Below are 15,874 nucleotides of genomic sequence, written 5' to 3'. Positions count from 1 at the left end.
GGGAGAGGGGACCGTTGGGCAGAGCCGGGCGTTCTGGCGTTAGCCGGCAACGCCGAAGGTTTCCGGCTGAAACCATCACTTCTCTCGGCACGGACAAGCCCCCTCTCCCTTCAGGGAGAGGGCTGGGGAGAGGGAAAGGCGGCAAGCCAATACACCGAAGTCGCCGGTAAACGCCCTTCGCGAGCAAGCTCGCTCCTACACCCTCCGGCAGACACAACGCCCGTAGGATGCGGTTGAGCGGAGCGATACCCATCACCGCAACCGCATGGGTATCGCAAGCTCAACCCATCCTACGAAAAGCACCTCGGGGCAGTGATGGGCCTCAGGACGGCAGCGCCGCGTCGCTCTGCTGGCGCAGGCGGCGTTCGCGTTCGGCTACCCAGTAGGCCACCAGTTCGCGCAGTTGCGACAGTTCCACCGGCTTGGCCATGTGCCCGTCCATGCCGACCAGGCGGGCGCGTTCCTTGTGTTCGCTGAGGATGTGCGCGGTGAGCGCCACCACCGGGGTGTGCGGGCGGTGTTCGCTGGCTTCCCAGGCGCGCAGGCGCTCGGTGGCGGAGAAGCCGTCGAGCACCGGCATCTCGCAGTCCATCAGCACCAGGTCGTACTGGGTGGCCTTCATCGCGGCCAGGGCTTCCTCGCCGTTGCTGGCGGTGTCCGGCTGCAGGTCGAGCTTGCCGAGCATGCCGCGGATGACCTTGGTGGAGATGCTGTTGTCCTCGGCTACCAGCACGCGGAAGTCGCTGGGCGGGCTCAGCGGCGCGGGTTCGGCGGCCGCCGGCAGGTAGTTGGTCACGCCGCTGGGGCCGCGCTGGGCCAGTTCGTCGGCGAGGGTGGCCTTGAGCGTGTAGCCGGCCACCGGCTTGGCCAGGATGCGCTTGATCCCGGCGTTGCGGGCGATGATCTTGCTCGGCGCGTTGCTGATGCCGGTGAGCATGATCAGCAGGATGTCGTGGTTGAGGTTGGGGTCTTCCTGGATCTTGGTCGCCAACTGCATGCCGGTCATGCCGGGCATGTCCTGGTCGAGCAGGACCACGTCGAAGTATTCGCGCAGGTGCGCCTTGGTGCGCAGCAGGGCCAGGGCCTCCTTGCCGGAAGCCACGGCGCTGACGTTCATGCCCCAGACGCTGCACTGCTGCACCACCACCTTGCGGCAGGTCTGGTTGTCGTCCACCACCAGCAGGCGTGCGCCCTGCAGCGGGCTGTCGAGGTCGGCGGTGGGGTGTTCGAGCATGTCCTGGTCCAGCGGCAGGCTCAGCCACAGGGTGTTGCCGCTGTCGCCACCGCTGTCCAGGCCGCTTTCGATGCCCAACTGGCCGGACATCAGCTGGATCAGCTGGCGCGCGATCACCAGGCCCAGGCGGCTGCTCAGGCGGGTGGCGGAGAGGAAGTCGCGGCTGTGCAGCTCGGCGGTGAGCAGGGCCTGGCGGTCGTTGGGGTCCAGCGGGCGGCCGCTGTCCTGCACGGCGATGCGCAGGCGCGTCTTGCCCGGCGGGCCATCGAGGGCCACCACCAGGAGGATCTCGCCTTCCTCGGTCTGCTTGAAGGCGTTGTCCAGCAGGCTCAGCAGCACCTGGCGCAGGCGCGTCGGGTCGCCGCTGATCACCCGTGGCACCTGCGGCTGGGTGAAGCTGATCAGCTCGATCTTCTGCTGCTCGGCGCGCACCCGGAAGATCGCCAGGCAGTCCTCGATCAGCGCGCCCAGGTCGAACTGCACCTCGTCCAGCTCGATCTGCCCGGACTCCAGTTTGGAGATGTCGAGGATTTCGTTGATCAGCGCCAGCAGTTCGTTGCCGGCGCTGTGGATTGTCTGCACGTAGTCGCGCTGCTTGGCCGACAGCGGCGTGCCGAGCAGCAGCTCGGTCATGCCCAGCACGCCGTTCATGGGGGTGCGGATTTCGTGGCTGATCTTCGCCAGGAACTCGCCCTTGGCCTTGAGCTCGGCGCTGCTGGCGGCGCGCTTGCGGCTGGCGTCGAAGCTCTCCTGCTGCAGTTGGCGCTGGCGCTCGGCCAGGGCCAGGCTGAGCAGGAAGCCGGCCGCCGCGGTCAGCCCCAGCAGCGCGCTGCCGAGCCAGTCGCTGCGCGTGGGCACGTAGCCGAGCAGGGCCGGCAGGCTCAGCAGCCAGGCGCTGACGAACACGCCCATGGCGATGACGAACAGCCGGGCCGGGCGGTAGCCGTGGCGCATGTAGTAGGCGGCGATGAGGAACATGCCCAGGCTGGTGATCGCCACCAGGCCGTAGAGCAACTCGCCGGTGGGGATGTCCAGGGCCAGGTGCAGCAGCGCGCCGAGGCCCAGCAGGCCGAGGCTGCCCAGGGCCAGCAGGCGGCCCAAGGGGCGGCGCGGCGGCTGGCCGTGGAAGAAGCTGGCGGTGTAGCCCAGGGCGCAGAACAGCACCAGCAGCAGGGCCAGCTGGGCGGTCAGCGGCTGCCAGGTCTGGTGCGTGCCGTACCAGGGGCTGAGCAGGCCGAACAGCGTCAGGCAGGCCAGCAGCAGCCCGGCGTGCACCCCGGCCAGCCACAGGCCGCTGAGCACGCGGTTGTAGGCGAAGCGCACCAGGTTGTAGAGCAGCAGCATGCCCAGGCAGCCGAGGAGGATGCCGAACTGCAGCGGGCGCTGCTGGCCGGCGGGGTATTCGGTGCTTTCCAGGCTGATGGTGGGGCGCAGGCTCTGGCTGGAGCTCAGGCGCAGGTAGAGGTCGAGGACTTCGGGGCTGCTGCGCAGCGGCAGCAGGATGTCGCTGTTGAGCAGCGGACGCTGGCCGGGGTAGAGGTTGCCGGCCTGGCGCTCTTCCAGCAGCTGCGAGCCGTGCAGCAGGTAGAGCTGCAGGCTGTCCAGGCTCGGCGAGAACAGGCGCAGCTGGCGCGGCGCGTCGCTGGCCGGCAGGCGGTAGTGCAGCCAGATGGCGCCGGGGCCGGCGGGGGCGTGCAGGTCTTCGATGTCGAGGGGGCTGAACAGCGGGCGCAGGCGTGCGGAGAGGACGTCCTGCAACTGCAGGCGGCCTTCGCCGTCGTGCAACTGCGACCAGCCGTCGGCATCCTGCGCCTGGACGAGGCCCGGGCCTACGAGCAGGGCCGTCAGCAGCAGGCAGACCAGAAGTCCTGTGGCGTTCCAGAGCCGGCGCACGGCGAATTCCCTTCGGTGGAGAGTGGCCGGATTATAGCCAAGTGCCGACGGCCCCGAAATCCACCCGGGCCCGCACGTGGCCGCCTGCCGACCGCAGGTCGGAAAAACGGGCGCAAAGGCGGCTCAGCCCCTGCGCCCGCCGGCCTTTCAGCCTTCGCCGCGTTCGCGGGCGATGGCGCGGTAGCCGATGTCCTTGCGGTAGAAGCAGCCGTTCCAGCGGATCTGCTCCGCCAGGCGGTAGGCCTGCTGCTGCGCCGAGGACACGCTCGGGCCGATGGCGGTGGCGCAGAGCACGCGGCCGCCGGAGGTGACCACCTGGCCGTCCTTCAGCGCGGTGCCGGCATGGAACACCTTGCCGTCGAGCTTGGCGGCTTCGGCCAGGCCTTCGATGACGTCGCCCTTGGCGTAGTCGCCCGGGTAGCCGCCGGCGGCCAGCACCACGCCCACGGTGGGGCGCGGGTCCCAGGTGGCCTCGACCTTGTCCAGCGCCTTGGCCAGGGCGGCCTCGACCAGCAGCACCAGGGAGCTTTCCAGGCGCACCATGATTGGCTGCGTCTCGGGGTCGCCGAAGCGGCAGTTGAACTCGATGACCTTGGGCGCGCCGCTCTTGTCGATCATCAGGCCGGCGTAGAGGAAGCCGGTGTAGACGTTGCCTTCCTCGGCCATGCCGCGCACGGTCGGGTAGATGACTTCGTCCATCACCCGCTGGTGCACCTGGGGGGTGACCACCGGGGCCGGCGAGTAGGCGCCCATGCCGCCGGTGTTGGGGCCAGTGTCGGCGTCGCCGACGCGCTTGTGGTCCTGGCTGGTGGCCATGGGCAGCACGTTCTGGCCGTCGACCATGACGATGAAGCTGGCCTCCTCGCCGTCGAGGAACTCCTCGATCACCACGCGCGAACCGGCGTCGCCGAAGGCGTTGCCGGCGAGCATGTCGCGCACGGCTTCCTCGGCTTCTTCCAGGGTCATGGCGACGATCACGCCCTTGCCCGCGGCCAGGCCGTCGGCCTTGATCACGATGGGCGCGCCTTTCTCCTTCAGGTAGGCCAGGGCCGGCTCGACTTCGGTGAAGTTCCGGTAGTCGGCGGTGGGGATCTTGTGGCGGGCCAGGAAGTCCTTGGTGAAGGCCTTGGAGCCTTCCAGCTGGGCCGCGCCCTTGGTCGGGCCGAAGATGTCCAGGCCGCGCGAACGGAACAGGTCGACCACGCCGGCGACCAGCGGTGCTTCTGGGCCGACGATGGTCAGTTGCACGTTCTTCGCGGCGAAGTCGGCCAGTTGCTCCAGGGCCAGCACGTCGATGGCGACGTTCTCGCACTTGGGCTCGGTGGCGGTGCCGGCGTTGCCCGGGGCGACGAAGACCTTCGCCACGCGCGGGTCCTGGGCGACCTTCCAGGCCAGGGCGTGTTCGCGACCGCCGCTGCCGATGATCAGTACATTCATATTCGATAGCTCTCGTCTGAGAGCTGGAAGCTGGAAGCTGGAAGCTGGAAGCGGTCGGGCTTCAGGCTTCCAGCTACAGGCTTCCAGCTTTTAGTGCCTGAAATGGCGCATCCCGGTGAACACCATGGCGATGCCGGCTTCGTCGGCCGCCGCGATGACTTCGTTGTCACGCATCGAGCCGCCCGGCTGGATCACCGCGGTGATGCCGGCCTTGGCCGCGTTGTCGATGCCGTCGCGGAACGGGAAGAAGGCGTCAGAGGCCATGACCGCGCCTTTCACTTCCAGGCCGGCATGCTCGGCCTTGATGGCGGCGATGCGCGCGGAGTTGACGCGGCTCATCTGGCCGGCGCCGACGCCGACGGTCTGGCGGTGCTTGGCATAGACGATGGCGTTGGACTTGACGAACTTGGCCACTTTCCAGGCGAAGATCAGGTCGTGGATTTCCTGCTCGCTGGGCGCGCGCTGGGTGACGATCTTCAGGTCCGCCTCGGTGATCATGCCGATGTCGCGGCTCTGTACCAGCAGGCCGCCGTTGACGCGCTTGAAGTCCCAGCCCGGGGCGCGCTCGGCTGGCCACTCGCCGCACTCCAGCAGGCGCACGTTGGCCTTGGCGGCGACCACGGCGCGGGCGGCGGCGGAGACCTTCGGGGCGATGATGACTTCGACGAACTGGCGCTCGACGATGGCCTGGGCGGTGTCGCCGTCCAGCTCGCGGTTGAAGGCGATGATGCCGCCGAAGGCCGACTCGGTGTCGGTGGCGTAGGCCAGTTCGTAGGCCTTGCGGATGCCGCCCTCGTTCTCCGGGACCACGGCCACGCCGCACGGGTTGGCGTGCTTGACGATGACGCAGGCCGGCTTGACGAAGCTCTTCACGCATTCCAGCGCGGCGTCGGTGTCGGCCACGTTGTTGAACGACAGTTCCTTGCCTTGCAGCTGCACGGCGGTGGAAACGCTGGCCTCGCCCTTCTTCGCCTCGACGTAGAAGGCCGCGCTCTGGTGCGGGTTCTCGCCGTAGCGCATTTCCTGGGCCTTGATGAACTGGCTGTTGAAGGTGCGCGGGAAGGCGCCGCGGCCTTCGGTGGAGAGGGTGTCGCGGGCCTGGTCGATGGTGCCCAGGTAGTTGGCGATCATGCCGTCGTAGGCGGCGGTGTGCTCGAAGGCCTTCAGGGCCAGGTCGAAGCGCTGGGCGTAGGTCAGGCCGCCGGCCTTCAGGGCCGCGACCACGCCGGCGTAGTCGCCGGCGTTGACCACGATGGCGACGTCCTTGTGGTTCTTCGCGGCGCTGCGGACCATGGTCGGGCCGCCGATGTCGATGTTCTCGATGGCGGTCGGCAGGTCGCAGTCGGGCTTGGCCACGGTGGCCTCGAAGGGGTACAGGTTGACCGCCACCAGGTCGATCGGCTTGATGCCGTGCTCGGCCATCACCGCGCCGTCGATGTCGCGACGGCCGAGGATGCCGCCGTGCACCTTCGGGTGCAGGGTCTTGACGCGGCCGTCCATCATTTCCGGGAAGCCGGTGTAGTCGGCCACTTCCACGGCGGCGATGGCGTTGTCCTTGAGCAGCTTGTAGGTGCCGCCGGTGGAGAGGATCTCCACGCCGAGGGCGACCAGCTCGCGGGCGAAATCGACGACGCCGGTCTTGTCGGAGACGCTGATCAGCGCGCGGCGGATGGGCAGGCGGGTGGTTTGGTCGGTCATCTGTCAGGCCATCGGATAGAGGAAAAGAAAGAGCTGGAAGCTTGAAGCTGAAAGCCGGAAGTCAAGAGCGCCGTTCGGCTTTCCACTTCCAGCTTCGGGCTTCGGGCTTCCAGCTTCTAGAGCAGATCGTACTGCTTGAGCTTCTTGCGCAGGGTGCCGCGGTTCAGGCCGAGCAGCTCCGACGCCTTGGTCTGGTTACCCTTCACGTGGTCCATCACGGTTTCCAGCAGCGGTGCCTCCACTTCGCAGAGCACCATGTTGTACACGTCCGTGACCGGCTGCCCATCGAGGTGGGCGAAGTAGTTGCGCAGTGCCTTCTCGACGCTGTCGCGCAGGGTATGGCCTTCCTGCGTCGGCGTGTTCAGGTGCTGTTTGAGGTTCGCGTTGTCGCTCACGGGTGTCATTCCACTCACTAAAGTCTCGGTCATCGTTGTCATGCGGCCACCCCTTTTCCGTTGTCGTGGCGCTCGGCGAAGAACTGCCTGACGCTGGCGCTCTGTGCATCCGTGTTCTGCAAACGATTGAACTGGGCGCGGAACTCCGCCGCCCCCGGTAACGTCGCCAGGTACCAGCCCACGTGCTTGCGGGCGATGCGGACACCCAGCTCTTCCCCATAGAAGGCATGCAAGGCGGCCAGGTGCTCCAGCAAAATGCTTTCCACCTCGGCCAGGGACGGCGCCGGCAAGGTCTCGCCGGTGCTCAGGTAGTGCTCGATCTCACGGAATATCCACGGCCGGCCCTGGGCGGCGCGGCCGATCAGCAAGGCGTCGGCGCCGGTGTGCTGGAGCACCTGGCGGGCCTTCTGCGGCGAGGTGATGTCGCCGTTGGCGAACACCGGGATGGACACCGCCTGCTTGATCGCGGCGATGGTTTCGTATTCGGCGTCGCCGGTGTACAGGTCGGCGCGGGTGCGGCCGTGCACGGCCAGTGCCTGGATGCCCGACTGCTCGGCGATGCGCGCGACGTTCACGCCGTTGCGGTTGTCGCGGTCCCAGCCGGTGCGGATCTTCAGCGTCACCGGCACTTCGACGGCGGCCACCACGGCTTCGAGGATTTCGGCCACCAGCTTCTCGTCGCGCAGCAGCGCGGAGCCGGCGGCCTTGTTGCAGACCTTCTTGGCCGGGCAGCCCATGTTGATGTCGATGATCTGCGCGCCCAGCTCGACGTTGGCGCGGGCGGCCTCGGCGAGCATCTGCGGGTCGCCGCCGGCTATCTGCACCGAACGCGGCTGGTCCTCGCCGTCATGCACCAGGCGCAGGCGCGACTTGCGGCTGTTCCACAGGCGCACGTCGCTGGTGACCATCTCCGAGACCACCATGCCGGCGCCGAGGCGGCGGCACAGCTGGCGGAACGGGCGATCGGTGACGCCGGCCATGGGAGCCAGGATCAGTCTGTTGGGCAGTGTGTAAGAGCCGATGCGAACCACCGACATCGCTTCCCTGTTATGGGGCGCAATCGCTGCACGCTCCCGCGGGTCGAGGACTCGGGGAGGGTCGGCGAGAGGCCACCGGTGCTTGCAAAAAAGGGAGGGCATGATACCCGCTCTCGATGACCGGATAAAGGCGATTTTGGATAAATTCTGAACAGCCGCCGGCTTATTGCCTGGGGTTGGAAGACGAGCGGAACTGGCGTTGCGCGGGGTTCTGCGCTATGCGCCGGTCACTCCGGAGAATGGAAGCTGAGGCTGTAGTTGACCGCCTTGGGGCCCGGGTCGAGGATGTCCAGCGACACGTGGATCGGCGTCTGCGGCGGCATCTCGCTCTGCCCGGCCAGCTCGCCGCCCAGGTATTCGCTGGGCTTGAAGCTGCGGCTGGCGATCAGTTGGCCGTTGAGGTCGGCGAAGCGCAGCTCCAGCAGCGGGAAGGGCTGGGAGAAGCTGGCGCGGTTGTAGATGATCGCGTCCACCACCAGGGCGCCGCTGAAGTCCGGGTGGCTGCGCACCACCAGGTTGCTGCTGCGGATCTGCTCGACGTCGACCTTCGACGGCAGGCTGCAGCCCAATTGCGGGCAGAGTTCGGCGAACCAGGGGCGGTAGGCGTCCTCGCGGGCCAGTTCGTCGAAGTGGTAGGCCACGTACTGGCCGCCCAGGCCGGCCAGGGCCAGGAGGATCAGCAGCAGCCAGAGCAGGCGCCAGCCCCAGCGGCTCTTGGGCTTCTGCCAGTCCAGTTGCAGCGGCTCGTCGCTGAGGTCGCGCAGGGCGGCCTCGCCCAGGCCCGGGTCGGGGCGGCGCGGGGCCTTGTCGTCTGCCTCTTCGTCCTCGTCGTCCAGCGGCGCGCCCAGGCGGGGCGTCTCGCGTTCCGCCAGCGGGGGCTCGGCCTCGGGTTCCTCGTCCGGCTCGGCTTCGGTTTCCAGCGGCTCGTCGTCGCGGCGGGCGCTGAAGCTCGGCAGGTCGTCGTCTTCCTCTTCTGCGGCAGCGGCGGCCACGGCCGACTCTTCGGCCGGCGCGCTCTGCGGTTGCGGTGGCGCGACGGGGGGCTGCTCGGGTTCTTCGTCGATGCGGCCCAGGCTCGGTTCCTGGCGGCCGCCTTCGCTCGCCTGGCGTTCCTCGTCGCGCAGCAGGGCCTCGGCCCAGCGTTCGTCATGCGGGTCGCGCGCCGACGGGCGGTTGCCCAGCAGGGCCTCGGCCGGCTTGGGCGCGGCCTGCAGTTCGCGGAATTCCTGGGACAGCTCGAATTCGTCGAGCTTGGCCAGCTCTTCGTCGAGGTTGAGGCTGTCCAGGTCGAGATCGTCGTGGATCCACAGGGTATCGTCGGCGGGCTTGGCCGCGACGGGGGTTTGCTCCGCCGGCCTGGCCGGCGCAGGCGTGGCGGCCGGCGCCACCGTGCTGTCGGCGGACGGCCGCGCGCTGTGCGGCGCCAGCGGCCAGCCGAGGGTGGCGACGCCGGGCGCCGGGATGGGGCGCGGGGGCTCGCTTGGCGCTGCGGGCGCTGCGGGTTTCGGGGCCGCAGCCGGCGGCTGGATGGGCTCGCCGCCGGAGCGCGCGGTGCCGCCCAGCATATGTTGCGGGGCGTTGAACACCTTGAGGCAGGCGCCGCAGCGCACAGCGCCATTGGCCGCACCCAGCTGCGCCTGGTTGACGCGGAAACTGGTGAGGCAATGCGGGCACTGTGTGATGAAACTGGCGCTCATGCGGCGGTCCGGCGATAAACGGTCGATTAGTCTAACTCAAGCCTCGGCGTGCGGGCAGTTGGCCGCCACCAGGGTTCAGCGGCGGCGGCCGCTGATGCGTACCCAGCCTTCGCGCTCGGCGGTGGGCTCCAGCTCGAAGGCGTCGGCGTAGGCGGCGCGCACTTCCTCGGCCTGCTCGGCGAGGATGCCCGACAGGGCCAGGCGGCCGCCGGGCTTGACCAGGGAAGTCAGCTGGCCTGCCAGTGAGACCAGGGGACCGGCGAGAATGTTCGCCACCACCACGTCGGCCTGCCCGGCGGGCAGATCGGCGGGCAGGTAGACCGGGAACAGCGCCGGGTCGATGCCGTTGCGCGTGGCGTTGTCGCGCGAGGCCTCCAGGGCCTGCGGGTCGATGTCGGTGCCCAGCGCCCGCTTCGCGCCCAGCAGCAGCGCGGCGATGGCGAGGATGCCCGAGCCACAGCCGAAGTCCAGCACGGTATCGCCGGCCAGTTCCTGGCCATCGAGCCATTCCAGGCACAGCGCGGTGGTCGGGTGGGTGCCGGTGCCGAAGGCCAGGCCCGGGTCGAGCAGCAGGTTCACCGCCTCCGGCTCCGGCGCCTCGTGCCAGCTGGGCACGATCCACAGGCGGCGGCCGAAGCGCATCGGCTTGAAGTTGTCCATCCAGCTGCGTTCCCAGTCCTGGTCCTCGACCACTTCGACCTGGTGCTGGGGCAGTTCGCCGCCGGTCAGCAGCTGCAGGTGCGCCAGCAGCGCGGCCTCGTCGGTGCCGTCCTCGAACAGCGCCAGCAGGTGGGTGTGGGTCCACAGCGGGGTGGTGCCCAGGTCCGGCTCGAAGATCGGTTGGTCCTCGGCGTCCATGAAGGTCACCGAGACGGCGCCGACTTCCAGCAGGGCGTCCTCGTAGGTGGGCGCCTGTTCCGGGGTGATGGCGAGGCGGACTTGAACCCAGGGCATAAAAAACCTCGTGAGAAAACGGCTGAAGGCTGGAAGGCCGGACGAAGGGCGGGATTATCCGCTTTTTCGTCCAGCCTTCCAGCCTCCAGCGCTTTTATCGGCGTGGGCTCAGTGACTCATGCCGAGTTTCTTTTCCAGGTAATGGATGTTCACACCGCCCTTGCAGAATTCCTTGTCGCGGACCAGGTCCTTGTGCAGGTCGATGTTGGTCTTGATGCCGTCGACGATCAGCTCGTCCAGGGCATTGCGCATGCGCGCCAGGGCCTCGTCGCGGTCCTTGCCGTAGGTGATCAGCTTGCCGACCAGCGAGTCGTAGTTCGGCGGTACGGTGTAGCCGCTGTACAGGTGCGAGTCGACGCGCACGCCGTTGCCGCCGGGGGCGTGGAAGTGCTTCACAGTGCCCGGGCTGGGCATGAAGTTTTTCGGGTCCTCGGCGTTGATCCGGCATTCCAGGGCGTGGCCGCGGATCACCACGTCCTCCTGGCGGACCGACAGCTTCTGGCCGGAGGCGATGCGCAGCATCTCCTTGACGATGTCGATGCCGGTGACCATCTCCGACACCGGATGCTCCACCTGCACGCGGGTGTTCATCTCGATGAAGTAGAAGCGGCCGTTCTCGTAGAGGAACTCGAAGGTGCCGGCGCCACGGTAGCCGATCTCGACGCAGGCGCGAACGCAGCGTTCGAGGACTTCTGCGCGGGCCTTCTCGTCGATGCCCGGCGCAGGGGCTTCTTCCAGCACCTTCTGGTGGCGGCGCTGCAGCGAGCAGTCGCGGTCGCCCAGGTGGATGGCGTTGCCCTGGCCGTCGGAGAGCACCTGGACTTCCACGTGGCGCGGGTTGGTCAGGAACTTCTCCAGGTAGACCATGGAGTTGCCGAAGGCGGCGCCGGCCTCGGTGCGGGTCAGCTTGGCCGACTTGATCAGCTCTTCCTCGCTGTGCACCACGCGCATGCCGCGGCCACCGCCGCCGCCGGCGGCCTTGATGATGACCGGGTAGCCCACTTCGCGGGCGATGGCCAGGGCGGTTTCCTCGTCTTCCGGCAGCGGGCCGTCGGAGCCCGGCACGGTGGGCACGCCGGCTTTCTTCATGGCGTCCTTGGCCGAGACCTTGTCGCCCATCAGGCGGATCACGTCGGCGCTGGGGCCGATGAAGGTGAAGCCGGAGCGTTCGACCTGCTCGGCGAAGTCGGCGTTCTCGGCGAGGAAGCCGTAGCCCGGGTGGATACCGTTGGCGCCGGTGACTTCGGCGGCGGCGATGATCGCCGGGATGTGCAGGTAGGACTGGCCGGCCGGGGCCGGGCCGATGCACACGGCCTCGTCGGCCAGCGACAGGTGCATCAGCTCGCGGTCGGCGGTGGAGTGCACCGCGACCGTCTTGATGCCCAGCTCCTTGCAGGCGCGCAGGATGCGCAGGGCGATCTCGCCGCGGTTGGCGATCAGTACTTTATCCAACATCGCAGGTTCCCCGCGGCTTAGACGATGGTGAACAGCGGCTGGTCGTACTCGACCGGCTGGCCGCTTTCGACCAGGACCTGCTCGATGACGCCGCTGGTTTCAGCCTCGATGTGGTTCATCATCTTCATGGCTTCGACGATGCACAGGATGTCGCCTTTCTTCACGCTCTGGCCGACTTCGACGAAGGGCGCGGCGGTCGGCGAGGGCGAGCGGTAGAAGGTGCCGACCATCGGCGAGCGGACCACGTTGCCGTTGAGCTTGGCGGCGGCCGGCGCGGCTTCGGCGGCCGGTGCGGCGGCAGCGGCCACCGGGGCCGGGGCGGCAGCGGGGGCGGGCGCGTAGGCCGGGGCGGCAGCGTAGATCGGCTGGGCGGCGGTCTTGCTGTGGCGGCTGATGCGCACCGATTCTTCGCCTTCGCGGATTTCCAGCTCGTCGATGCCGGATTCTTCGAGCAGTTCGATCAGTTTCTTGACTTTACGGATGTCCATTAGCGTTCGCACTCCCAGGTGATGGTCACGGGCGTTCAAGTTGTTCGAGGGCGGACTCCAGGGCCAGGCGGTAGCCTGTGGCCCCCAGGCCGCAGATCACCCCTACCGCCACGTCGGAGAAGTAGGAGTGATGCCGGAAAGGTTCACGTTTGTGCACGTTGGACAGGTGCACTTCGATGAATGGGATGCTCACCGCGAGCAACGCGTCACGTAGCGCGACACTCGTATGCGTGAAAGCCGCCGGATTGATGAGGATGAAGTCCACGCCTTCGCCGCGCGCGGCGTGGATGCGCTCGATCAGTTCGTACTCGGCGTTGCTCTGCAGGTACATCAGGTGATGGCCGGCCTCGCGGGCGCGGCGCTCCAGGTCCTGGTTGATCTGCTCGAGGGTGACCGAGCCGTAGACGCCGGGTTCGCGGGTGCCGAGCAGGTTCAGGTTGGGCCCGTGCAGGACCAGTAGGGTGGCCATCGGCTTGTTGTTCTCTCGTCGCGCGGATTGGAAATTGGCCGGGACTATGCCGGAAACCGGTCGTGACTGTCCAGTCATGCCGGTTTTGCGGTAGATGTCGGCATGTTGCCTGATGATTGCTGCAGAAATATGAGGCGCGCTCTAGCGCGCGCCGGCCTGCTGCAGATGCGCGGCCAGGGTGGCCGCGTTGGTCTCGCCGACGATGCGCAGGTCGCTGTGTTCCTGGCCGCCCGCGTCGAACAGCAGCAGCGCCGGCGGGCCGAAGAGGTTGTAGCGGTCGAGCAGGGCGCGCTGCTCGGCGGTGCTGTCGGTCATGTCGAAGCGCAGCAACTGGTAGCCGGCCAGTTGCGCCTGGACGGCGGCATCCGGCAGCACCTGGCGCTCGATGATCTTGCAGCTGATGCACCAGTCGGCGTACCAGTCCAGCAGCACCGGCCGGCCGGCGGCGCTGGCCTGGGCCAGGGCGGCGTCGAGCTGCGCCGGGGTGGTCAGGTTCTGCCACTGGCCGGGCGTCGAGCTGGGCGGGCCGGCATGGCTGGAGGGTTCGGAGCGGCCCAGCGGGTGCAGCGGGTCGGACTCGCCGCGCAGGGCGCCGGCCCAGGCCGCCAGGGCGTAGACCAGGAACATCAGGCCGAGCAGCTGGGCGCCGCGCTGCAGCGGCGTCTTGTTCACCAGTTCCAGGGTGCCCAGGGCGATGGCCACGCCGCCGGCCAGGGCGCCCCACAGGGCCAGGCTCACCGGGCCGGAGAGCACCCGCTCCAGCAGCCAGATGGCCACCGCCAGCAGCAGCACGCCGAAGAAGTTGCGCACGCCGGTCATCCAGGCCCCGGATTTCGGCAGCACGGCGCCGCCGCCAGCGCCGAAGATCACCAGCGGGGTGCCCATGCCCAGGCCCAGGGCGAACAGCAGCAGGCCGCCGCCGAGGGCGTCGCCGGTGCTGCCGATGTACAGCAGCAGGCCGGCCAGGGGCGCCGAGACGCAGGGCGAGACCAAGAGGCTGGAGAGCACGCCCAGGGTGGCCGCGCCGGCGATGGAGCCGCCGCGGGTGTCGGCCGCCATGCGGTCCAGGCGCTCGCGCAGAAAGCCCGGCAGGCGCAGTTCGAAGATGCCGAACATGGCGATGGCGAAGGCCACGAAGAAGGCCGCGAAGGGCACCAGCACCCAGGGCGACTGCAGCATCGCCTGCAGGTTGAGCTTGGCGCCGAACAGGCCCATGAGCGCGCCGAGCACGGCGTAGCACACCGCCATCGGCAGCACGTAGGCCAGCGACAGGGTGAAGCCGCGCATGCCGCCCGGGCGCCCGCGCAGGACCACGCCGGAGAGGATCGGCAGCATCGGCAGTACGCAGGGGGTGAAGGTCAGCGTCAGGCCGGCGAGGAAGGCGATCAGCAGGCCGCGGTCGAGCTTCTTGATCTTGCCGCTGCCTTCGCCCTTGAGCAGCGCCAGCAGGTCGTCGACCACCGCCGGCTCGCCGGAGGCCACGGCCGCCTTGCCGGCGGCGGCGGGCTTGGCGCCGAGGCTGGCGACGCCCGCGGCGGAAACCTGCACCTGGGCGGTTTCCGGGGCGTAGCACAGGCCCTTGTCGGCGCAGCCCTGGTAGGTGACGGTGAGGCGGTAGGGCAGCTTCTGCGGGTTGTTCACCGGCACCCTGACGTCGGTGATGGCGTAGTAGACCTGGGAGTCGCCGAAGTAGTCGTCGTGGTGGGGCTTGCCCGGCGGCAGCTGCACGTCGCCGAGGCTGACCTCGGCCGGCTCGACCTGGAACTTCATGCGGTGCCGGTAGAGGTAGTAGCCCTCGGCGTTGACGAAGCGCAGCAGCACCTGCTGGCTGTCGCTGTCCTCGACGCTCAGGCGGAAGGCCTCGGCCACCGGGAGGAACTTGCCCTCGGCCGGCGCCGCGGTACTGAAACCGGGGGCGGCGGGGGCCGGCTTGTCGAACAGGCCGGCCGTGGCGGGCAGGGCGACCAGGAACAGGAGCAGGGTCAGCAGACGGCGCATGGAACTCTCGCGGACTTTCTGGGTGGCGGCATGATAGCGGAAAGCTTCCGATGCGGCCCGAGGAGCTGTCACAAGAAGTGATCGAGGCTGTGGGACTGCGCCGGCGAGCTCGGGTTCCCGCATCGCTGCCGCGTCAATCGGCCGCGTGCTGGCCGAACGCCCCCAGCAGGTCGCTGACGAAGGCCTGCTCGGCGTCGCCGGGGTGGCGGCCACGGTGGCGAGTCAGGCTGAAGGCCACCTCGAAGCCCAGTTCGCCCGGCAGCAGCTCGCGCAACTGGCCGCGCTCGATCCAGGGTCGTGCGACATGCCGGGGCAGGTAGCCGATGTGCGCGCCGGAGAGGATGAACGCCAGGCTGCCGTCCACCTGTTCGCAACGCGCGCTGCTGCGGCTGGTCTGCAGCGGTTCGTCGGCGGCGATGAAGCGGTAGGGGTGCAGCACCTGGTCGGCGTCGGCCAGGGCGTCGCGGCTCGGCTTGCTGTGCTCGAAGGCCGGGTGACCCGCGCCGCAATACAGGCCCTGGGATTCGACGAACAGGGGGTGATGCTCCAGCGCCGCCTGGGTGCCGGCGAAGTAGCCGACCGCCAGGTGCAGCCGATCCTGCAGTAACAGGCGCTCCAGTTCGGCGGGCGTGGCGGTGAGCAGCTCCAGGCTGACCGCCTGGTTGCGCTGGCGGAAGCGGCGGATCGCCTCGGACAGTCGCGCGACGACGCTTTCTTCGAGGCTTTCCGAAAGGCCGATGCGCACCTCGCCCAGCAGCTTGTCGGCCACGCCGCGCGCCTCGTCGCGGAAGCCCTCGATGGCGACGAACAGCCGCCGCGTCGATTGCAGCAGGCGCTCGCCCTTGGGCGTCAGGCGGAAGCCGCCCTTGCCGCGCTCGCACAGGCGGTAGCCCAGGCGCGTCTCCAGCTTGGCCATCTGGATGCTGATGCTCGGCTGGCTCAGGCCCAGCTCGCCCTGCGCCGCGCTGAAGCCGCCGCATTCCACCACGGTGACGAACAGGCGCAGCAACTGCAGGTCGAGGTCGCGCAACTGGCTGAGCATGGCTGTCTCCAAACATTGCCAAAATGCAATGCCAAAGTAATTAACTTTGTATTTTTACAAAGTAAAGCCCGCCCCAT

General features: G+C 68.5%; 12 protein-coding genes. All 12 read right to left on the bottom strand.

The features are described 5' to 3' along the window. Positions 1-322: 322 nt before the first annotated feature. The 12 genes from QSJ95_RS00530 to QSJ95_RS00475 all read right to left on the bottom strand — a co-directional run bounded on the left by QSJ95_RS00530 (position 323) and on the right by QSJ95_RS00475 (position 15,797). Positions 323-3,127: a hybrid sensor histidine kinase/response regulator gene (locus QSJ95_RS00530; protein WP_285639081.1), complete on the bottom strand. Its 2,805-nt coding sequence runs from the start codon at positions 3,125-3,127 to the stop codon at positions 323-325. Positions 3,128-3,274: 147 nt separating this feature from the next. Then, positions 3,275-4,564, bottom strand: a complete 1,290-nt coding sequence (gene purD, locus QSJ95_RS00525) for a phosphoribosylamine--glycine ligase (RefSeq protein WP_069863200.1) — start codon at positions 4,562-4,564, stop codon at positions 3,275-3,277. A gap of 90 nt (positions 4,565-4,654) precedes the next feature. Continuing rightward, on the bottom strand, positions 4,655-6,262 hold the full coding sequence (gene purH, locus QSJ95_RS00520) for a bifunctional phosphoribosylaminoimidazolecarboxamide formyltransferase/IMP cyclohydrolase (protein ID WP_285639078.1): 1,608 nt from the start codon (positions 6,260-6,262) through the stop codon (positions 4,655-4,657). A 116-nt stretch (positions 6,263-6,378) separates the two neighbouring features. Further along, positions 6,379-6,699 carry a DNA-binding transcriptional regulator Fis gene (gene fis, locus QSJ95_RS00515; protein WP_009613305.1) on the bottom strand — a complete coding sequence of 107 codons (321 nt, stop codon included), beginning with the start codon at positions 6,697-6,699 and terminating at the stop codon, positions 6,379-6,381. Continuing rightward, the gene (gene dusB / locus QSJ95_RS00510; protein WP_009613304.1) at positions 6,696-7,694 is read right to left on the bottom strand and encodes a tRNA dihydrouridine synthase DusB; all 999 of its coding nucleotides are present in this window, start codon (positions 7,692-7,694) and stop codon (positions 6,696-6,698) included. The genes fis and dusB overlap by 4 nt, the downstream gene beginning before the upstream one ends. 227 nt (positions 7,695-7,921) lie before the next feature. Further along, positions 7,922-9,391, bottom strand: coding sequence for a DUF3426 domain-containing protein (locus tag QSJ95_RS00505; protein WP_285639073.1), 1,470 nt, complete (start codon positions 9,389-9,391; stop codon positions 7,922-7,924). Between the two features lie 75 nt (positions 9,392-9,466). After that, a complete protein-coding gene (prmA, locus tag QSJ95_RS00500) occupies positions 9,467-10,345 on the bottom strand; it encodes a 50S ribosomal protein L11 methyltransferase (RefSeq protein ID WP_116424288.1) in 879 nt (292 codons plus the stop codon). 108 nt (positions 10,346-10,453) lie between these two features. Beyond that, positions 10,454-11,800 carry an acetyl-CoA carboxylase biotin carboxylase subunit gene (gene accC, locus QSJ95_RS00495; RefSeq protein ID WP_009613299.1) on the bottom strand — a complete coding sequence of 449 codons (1,347 nt, stop codon included), beginning with the start codon at positions 11,798-11,800 and terminating at the stop codon, positions 10,454-10,456. A gap of 17 nt (positions 11,801-11,817) precedes the next feature. Then, positions 11,818-12,288 carry an acetyl-CoA carboxylase biotin carboxyl carrier protein gene (accB, locus tag QSJ95_RS00490; RefSeq protein ID WP_009613297.1) on the bottom strand — a complete coding sequence of 157 codons (471 nt, stop codon included), beginning with the start codon at positions 12,286-12,288 and terminating at the stop codon, positions 11,818-11,820. A 25-nt stretch (positions 12,289-12,313) separates the two neighbouring features. After that, complete coding sequence (gene aroQ / locus QSJ95_RS00485) at positions 12,314-12,757, bottom strand: type II 3-dehydroquinate dehydratase (RefSeq protein WP_009613296.1); 444 nt, start codon at positions 12,755-12,757, stop codon at positions 12,314-12,316. Positions 12,758-12,898: 141 nt separating this feature from the next. Continuing rightward, entirely contained in the window at positions 12,899-14,755 is a 1,857-nt protein-coding gene (gene dsbD / locus QSJ95_RS00480) for a protein-disulfide reductase DsbD (protein WP_285639069.1), read from the bottom strand. A gap of 133 nt (positions 14,756-14,888) precedes the next feature. Continuing rightward, positions 14,889-15,797: a LysR family transcriptional regulator gene (locus tag QSJ95_RS00475; protein WP_285639068.1), complete on the bottom strand. Its 909-nt coding sequence runs from the start codon at positions 15,795-15,797 to the stop codon at positions 14,889-14,891. Between the last annotated feature and the right edge of the window lie 77 nt (positions 15,798-15,874).

This window comes from Pseudomonas sp. NBRC 100443, assembly GCF_030268185.1.
GTDB classification, from domain to species: domain Bacteria; phylum Pseudomonadota; class Gammaproteobacteria; order Pseudomonadales; family Pseudomonadaceae; genus Pseudomonas; species Pseudomonas citronellolis.
This window is presented reverse-complemented; position numbering and strand designations above follow the sequence as displayed.

Excerpts from the sequence above, each read along its gene's own strand:
- purD (WP_069863200.1), bottom strand. The coding sequence starts at position 4,564 with ATGAATGTACTGATCATCGGCAGCGGCGGTCGCGAACACGCCCTGGCC.
- purH (WP_285639078.1), bottom strand. The coding sequence starts at position 6,262 with ATGACCGACCAAACCACCCGCCTGCCCATCCGCCGCGCGCTGATCAGC.
- fis (WP_009613305.1), bottom strand. The coding sequence starts at position 6,699 with ATGACAACGATGACCGAGACTTTAGTGAGTGGAATGACACCCGTGAGC.
- dusB (WP_009613304.1), bottom strand. The coding sequence starts at position 7,694 with ATGTCGGTGGTTCGCATCGGCTCTTACACACTGCCCAACAGACTGATC.
- QSJ95_RS00505 (WP_285639073.1), bottom strand. The coding sequence starts at position 9,391 with ATGAGCGCCAGTTTCATCACACAGTGCCCGCATTGCCTCACCAGTTTC.
- prmA (WP_116424288.1), bottom strand. The coding sequence starts at position 10,345 with ATGCCCTGGGTTCAAGTCCGCCTCGCCATCACCCCGGAACAGGCGCCC.
- accC (WP_009613299.1), bottom strand. The coding sequence starts at position 11,800 with ATGTTGGATAAAGTACTGATCGCCAACCGCGGCGAGATCGCCCTGCGC.
- accB (WP_009613297.1), bottom strand. The coding sequence starts at position 12,288 with ATGGACATCCGTAAAGTCAAGAAACTGATCGAACTGCTCGAAGAATCC.
- aroQ (WP_009613296.1), bottom strand. The coding sequence starts at position 12,757 with ATGGCCACCCTACTGGTCCTGCACGGGCCCAACCTGAACCTGCTCGGC.
- dsbD (WP_285639069.1), bottom strand. The coding sequence starts at position 14,755 with ATGCGCCGTCTGCTGACCCTGCTCCTGTTCCTGGTCGCCCTGCCCGCC.
- QSJ95_RS00475 (WP_285639068.1), bottom strand. The coding sequence starts at position 15,797 with ATGCTCAGCCAGTTGCGCGACCTCGACCTGCAGTTGCTGCGCCTGTTC.